At 72.1% G+C, this 5,906-nt stretch carries 6 protein-coding genes; 4 read left to right on the top strand and 2 right to left on the bottom strand.

Translation table 11 applies throughout. The features are described from left to right. Positions 1-56 precede the first annotated feature (56 nt). Positions 57-1,943, top strand: a complete 1,887-nt coding sequence (locus tag ACLML9_RS27330; protein WP_411948205.1) for a hypothetical protein — start codon at positions 57-59, stop codon at positions 1,941-1,943. A gap of 241 nt (positions 1,944-2,184) precedes the next feature. Beyond that, positions 2,185-3,081 (top strand): hypothetical protein, encoded by an 897-nt coding sequence (locus tag ACLML9_RS27325; protein WP_411948204.1) that lies wholly within the window; start codon positions 2,185-2,187, stop codon positions 3,079-3,081. Positions 3,082-3,093: 12 nt separating this feature from the next. Here the strand turns inward: ACLML9_RS27325 and ACLML9_RS27320 are convergent, their stop codons facing one another. Further along, entirely contained in the window at positions 3,094-3,528 is a 435-nt protein-coding gene (locus ACLML9_RS27320; protein WP_411948203.1) for a ferritin-like domain-containing protein, read from the bottom strand. Beyond that, a complete protein-coding gene (locus tag ACLML9_RS27315; RefSeq protein ID WP_307687565.1) occupies positions 3,525-4,088 on the bottom strand; it encodes a hypothetical protein in 564 nt (187 codons plus the stop codon). Before ACLML9_RS27315 ends, ACLML9_RS27320 begins: the two co-directional genes overlap by 4 nt. A gap of 159 nt (positions 4,089-4,247) precedes the next feature. Between ACLML9_RS27315 and rimP the strand changes: the two genes are divergently transcribed. Together rimP and nusA are read left to right on the top strand one after the other, a co-directional pair. Beyond that, on the top strand, positions 4,248-4,871 hold the full coding sequence (rimP, locus tag ACLML9_RS27310; RefSeq protein WP_411948202.1) for a ribosome maturation factor RimP: 624 nt from the start codon (positions 4,248-4,250) through the stop codon (positions 4,869-4,871). Then, positions 4,868-5,896, top strand: coding sequence for a transcription termination factor NusA (gene nusA / locus ACLML9_RS27305; protein ID WP_411948201.1), 1,029 nt, complete (start codon positions 4,868-4,870; stop codon positions 5,894-5,896). The genes rimP and nusA overlap by 4 nt, the downstream gene beginning before the upstream one ends. Positions 5,897-5,906: the final 10 nt, after the last annotated feature.

The raw sequence follows: 5,906 nt of genomic DNA, 5'->3' as shown, positions 1-5,906 counted from the left end.
GGCCGGAGCACCGATGCCACGGTGCTCCGGCCGGGTCGCTTGTAGGGTGGGTCGACATGGGAACCGCTCCGGCACTCACACCGGAGCGAACGTCTATCCGGAGCCCGGCGGCGTTCCCGGCGCATGCGCGGGCCGTACTGGCGAACCGGCTGCGGGTCCCCGGCGTCACCGTGCTGTGGGTGGCGGCCGGGCTCATCGCGGCACAACTCGCGGTCCGTGCGTGGGTGACCGCGCACGGATACTTCTACTGGGACGATCTGATTCTGGCCGGCCGGGCCGGGACCCTGCCGCTGCTGTCCGGTGATCTGCTGCTGCACGATCACGACGGCCATTTCATGCCGCTGGCCTTCGCGGTGTCCTGGCTGGTCACCACTATCGCGCCGCTGAACTGGGGGGTGACGGCGGTAGTGCTGCTGGCCGGCCAGCTGGCAGCCTCGCTCGCGGTGCTGCGCATGCTGCTGGTGCTAGTCGGGCGGCGCCGGGCGCTGCTGATCCCCCTGGCGTTCTCTCTTTTCTCCCCCCTGACCCTGCCGGCCTTCGCCTGGTGGTCGGCGGCGCTGAACGCCCTCCCCCTACAGTTCGCGCTGGCCTGGGTGGTGGGCGACGCGGTGCTGCTGGACCGTACCGGCCGGCGCCGGTACGCGATCTCCGGAGTGCTGGTCACCACGGTGGGGCTGCTGTTCTTCGAAAAGGCGGTCGTGGTGCCGTTCGTGGCGTTCGCCGTGGTACTGCTGCGGCGCTACGTCGACGGGCGCCGTCCGGCCGTACCGGAGGTACTGCGGCGCGGCGCGGGACTGTGGGCCGGGGCCGCGGCGGTCCTCGCGCTGTGGGCGGTCTTCTATCTGGCGGCAGTCGGGCTTTCCCGCGGCCAGGGCGGCTCCGCCGACCTGGCCCATATGCTGCCCCGGGCGGCCTGGGCCGGAGTGGTGACCGCGCTGCTGGGCGGGCCGTGGGGCTGGGAACGGTGGGTGCCGTCGGCGCCGTGGGCGGTCGCCCCCGGCTGGGCGGTCTGGGCGGCGTGGGCGCTGCTGGCCGCCGGAATACTGCTGACCGTCCGGGCCCGGCGCGTGGTCTGGCCGGTGTGGGTGGCAGCGGTGGCCTATGTACCCGCGGTGCAGATTCCGGTGGTCCTGATGCGGGCGGGGCCCAATACCGTCGGCGAACTCATGATGTCGCTGCGCTATCTGGCCGATGCCGCGGTGGTACTCACCGCCGCGGGCGCCCTGATCCTGCGGGCCTTCGTACGCGGTCGCGCGGTGGGCGGCGCGCCGCGTGGACACGCGACGGGAGACAGTCGGTGGCGCGGACCCCTTCCCGCGATCGTCGTGGTGGCGGTATTCGCGCTGAGCAGCCTCTGGTCGACCTTTACATTCACCCGCAGCTGGTCCGAGGGTCCGACGAAAGTCTATGTGACCACGGTGAAATCGGAGTTCGCGCAGTGGGACGGTGCGCCGCTGCTCGCTCAGGAGGTGCCGTGGACCGTGCTGAATCCGACGGCCTATCCCGAGAACGAGGCGGGCCGGGTGCTCTCGTCGATCGCCCCGCCCGGCGCCTTCGCCGCCGCCACGGATCGCCTGCGCATGATCACCGACTCCGGCGAATTCGCCGACGCCCGGGTCTGGTGGAACCGCGGAATTCCGCCCGGTCCGGAACCGGGCTGCGGTTACCGGATCGGTGGGGATCTCCCGGTCCGGGTCCCCCTCGACGGCCCCATGATCGCGCACGAGTGGACCGCCCAGCTCAACTATTTCGCCGATCGCGACGCGACTCTCACCGTGGGTCTGGAACGCGGTGACCGGGTCGAGGCGCCGGTCCGGGCCGGCCTGAACACCGTGTACGTGCGGATCGTCGGCAGCGGCTCGGCACTGATCATCCGGAACGGGACCCCCGGATCGGTGGTGTGCCTGGGTACCGGTCCGGTCGGAGTCGCGTCGTACTCGTAGCGAGGTGCCGCCGCGCCGGCGACCCGGGTCCTTCCGGCCGCCGAATCACGCTCCCGAGCCTGCCTTCCCACTCCCGGTGGTAGTTGCCGGGAGTGGCGGTGGTTACGTGTCAGATGTCGCGTGGTGTCCGGGCCCGCAGTCGAGGGGACGAGTCGAGCCGGCATCGGCGGCGTGAGGTTTGTGCACGGTACAGCGGCCCCTGTCGCGACGGCCGGCCCCAGGGTGAGACGAGGCGGTGACGATGACCGAGGATGGTGCGTCCGTGAACTCCGTCACCGGAGAGCTGACCACCAGGCTCGGGGCGGTCGGAGGGTCCGCCGGCGAGGCGATGCGACGCGGCGTGCGGGACGCGGCCGGGGGTGCGCAAACGGTCGCCTTACTGGTGCAGGCGGACACGGCGGCCGCGCAGCATCTCGGGCCGGCCGATACCGCCGCCCCCACCGCGCCCGATGGCGCGGAACTCCCGCCCCCCGCAACACTCCAGTCTCCCGCGGAACTTCCGCCCCCCGGGGAACTCCCGCCACCCGCGGACCGTCCCGTCCCGGGGGAGAAGTCCACCGAGACCGGTGCGGACGATCACTACCCGGGTGCCGCCGACCGGCCGACGGCCGACACTTCTCCGGAATCCATGGCACCCACGACCACTCGTGGCGCGGTAGGCGACCGGCCGGATCCGGACCCGGAGCCGACACCGCACGCGGCGGCCCGGGCGCACCCGGCTCCGGACACCACCCCGGCCCCGAAACCACCCGAGTCCGCCCCCGGCCCACCGGCCGCGGGGCAGCCGCCGGCGGCGCCGGTCCCCGCCGCGGACGATCCGCCCAGGCCCGACGCCGCGGTGCCGCCGGGCGACCCGATCGCCGCGGCGGCCGGGCACACCCCGTGGACTCCTGCGGGAACGGAGCAGGCATCCGGTCATACGCCCGGGTCCACGCCGTGGAACTCGGGGACGGGCTCGTCGATGCCCTACGCTCCCGGCATGCCGGGCGGGCTGGGATCCCTCACCCCACAGGAACGCCCACCGCGGGGCAGCGCGCCCTGGTCGCGTGGCCGCGGCAGCAAGGAGGAGACGGTCTTCCCCAGGCCCCGGCCCGATCGGTCGAACTCGACCAATCGCACGGAATGGGCGCCGCCCTGATCCGGAACCGGATCAGGGTTGTCCGGGGAACGCGGTGGTCGCCGGGGTGATACCGGCCGCCGCCTGCCAGACGGCTCGCCGCCCGGCCGATTCGGTGAGCGCTTCCAGGCCGGTGCGCCGGATGAGCTCGGTACCGGCGTGTTCGATCACCGCGCGCCAGGCCACGGCCGTATCGGTTTCCACCACTACGGCCAGCCGCGCGGCCGACGCGGGGTCGGTGACCTCGCCGGGCACCGTGTAGGCGGGCTCGGGAGGTGGCGCGGCGGCCCCGTCGCCGGTGAGGAGATCGACGGTGCCGTCCCGGCGGGCGCGGTGCGCGGCGGTGTGCTCGTTGACCGTGCGCCGCAGCTCCGGGCTCGAATGGGCGGCGATCAGGCCGTAGGCGTAGACCGCCGCGTATTCGGCGTCGAGGGCGTCGCGCAGCGCCTGCTGTTCTTTTCCGCTCATACCAGCAGCACCCCCACCTGGACCGCGCAGGCGGCGCTGATCGAGGCGAGCAGGCCCGCGCGGTAGCCGGACTGGGTGACGGCGAGATCGGACGCGGCCCGCTGTGAGGACGTCAGCTGATCGCGCAGCGCGGCGATACTCGGCGGCGCGTCCGGGGCCGCCGTCGTGGTGGGCGCCGGGGTGCGTACGGCGGGGGTCGTCCCGTCGCCGTAGACGCCGATCGCCCGATCGATCTCGGTGCGCAGCGCCGCCGCGTGCGCGGTGCGTTCCGCGGCGATGACGGTGAGCGCGTCCGTGCGCTGCGGCTCGATCGCGATGGCGGCGGTGGCCGCCGCGGCGTCGCTGCGTGCCGAGAATTCCTGGGCGACCAGCACATCCGGTTCGGTGATCGGATCTTCCGCGCAGGCGACCAGGGCGCCGACGGCGAACAATCCGACCGTGCCGCCGCCCGCGACCCGTAGCGCGGTACGGCGATTCATCCGGCGGGCGCTGCCCGCCCGGTCGGGGGAGGGGCCGCGGGGACACCCGGCCGCGGGCCGGTCGGTAACGCGCTCGGTCACCGGACCATCGTGCCAGACCGGAGGCGCCCACCGGCTGCGGGCACCACCGCGCGGACTTACCGCCGACCGCTGGTCCTTTACCTTCTCCGGGCGCGTTACGCTAGGTCACCGGCACAGAACATTTCCGTCCGCGTGACAACTGAACCAGGAGCTGCCCATATGCCCATGCCGACCGAGGAGAGGGTGAGCCGGCTCGTCGCCGGACTCGTCGCCGGTCGAGGATTCGATCTCGAGGGTGTCGAGGTTTCGACCGCGGCGGGACAGACCCGAGTACGGGTTATCGTGGACAGTGACCGCAGCGCCGACCTGGACACCATCGCCGAACTCAGCGCGCAGGTGTCGGCTTGCCTGGACGACGCGGACGACGAATTCGAGGCCGCCCGGTACCTGCTCGAGGTGACCACCCCCGGAATCGACCGCCCGCTCACCGCCCCCCGGCACTGGCGCAGGGCTCGCGGCCGGAAGGCCGAGATCACCTTGAAACCGGGCGTCGCACCGCCGGAACCCGGCCTGCCGACGCGCTTCACCGCCCGGATCGGTGTCCTCGACGACGACCGGATCGCGCTGGTACTGAGTGGTAAACCCGGACCGCGCCTGGCGAGCGTCGGTCTGGCGGATATCGCGCGCGCAGTGGTGGAGGTGGAGTTCTCCCCGCCGAATGCGCGCGAACTCGAACTCGCCGGGGGCGTCGCCGCCGGCCGCCCACCCGCGGGAGTGGACGACGCGGAGTCCACCGGAACTGCTGTCGCCGCGTCCGATTCGACCGAAGGGACCATGGAATGAACATCGAAATCGAAGCCCTGCGCGCCATCGTGGCGGATAAGGGGATATCGATCGAAACCGTGATCTCCGCGATCGAATCCGCGCTGCTCACCGCCTACAAGCACACCGAGGGCCATCAACCCGACGCCCGGGTCGAGATCAATCAGCGCACCGGAGTCGTACGGGTGCTGGCCACCGAACTCGACGCCGACGGCAATGTGATCTCCGAATGGGACGACACCCCCGAGGGTTTCGGCCGGATCGCCGCCACCACAGCGCGTCAGGTCGTACTGCAGCGGTTGCGGGACGCGGAGAACGAGAAGTCCTTCGGCGAGTTCTCGACCCATGAGGGCGATATCGTCGGCGGCGTGGTGCAGCGTGACGCGCGCGCCAATGCCCGCGGCACGGTAGCGGTGCGGATCGGCAGCGAGTTGCACGGGACCGAGGGTCTGATCCCGTCCGCCGAGCAGGTGCCCGGCGAGAGCTATGAGCACGGCGACCGGATCAAGTGCTACGTGGTGGGGGTGTCGCGGGGCCCGCGTGGCCCGCAGATCACGCTGTCGCGGACCCATCCCAATCTGGTCCGGCGCCTGTTCGCCCTGGAGGTGCCCGAGATCGCGGACGGGTCGGTGGAGATCGTGGCGGTGGCCCGGGAGGCGGGGCACCGGTCCAAGATCGCGGTGCGCTCCACGGTCTCCGGGGTGAACGCCAAGGGCGCCTGTATCGGTCCGATGGGGCAGCGGGTGCGCAATGTGATGAGCGAACTGGCCGGCGAGAAGATCGACATCATCGATTACGCCGACGATCCGGCGACCTTCGTCGGCAATGCACTCTCGCCATCGAAAGTGGTTTCCGTCACAGTTGTGGACCCGGACGCCCGCGCCGCCCGGGTGATCGTCCCGGATTTCCAGCTCTCGCTGGCCATCGGCAAGGAGGGGCAGAACGCCCGCCTCGCGGCCCGGCTCACCGGCTGGCGGATCGATATCCGCAGCGACGCGGCCCCGGACGCCGGGGGCGCGGTGCGAACGGAGGCGCATCGCCGGTGACACCCGACCC

The organism is Nocardia sp. NPDC002869, from assembly GCF_046764065.1.
Classification (GTDB): Bacteria; Actinomycetota; Actinomycetes; order Mycobacteriales; family Mycobacteriaceae; genus Nocardia; species Nocardia rhamnosiphila.
Note: the sequence above shows the minus strand (reverse complement) of the source record. Positions and strands in the feature narration are given on the sequence as shown.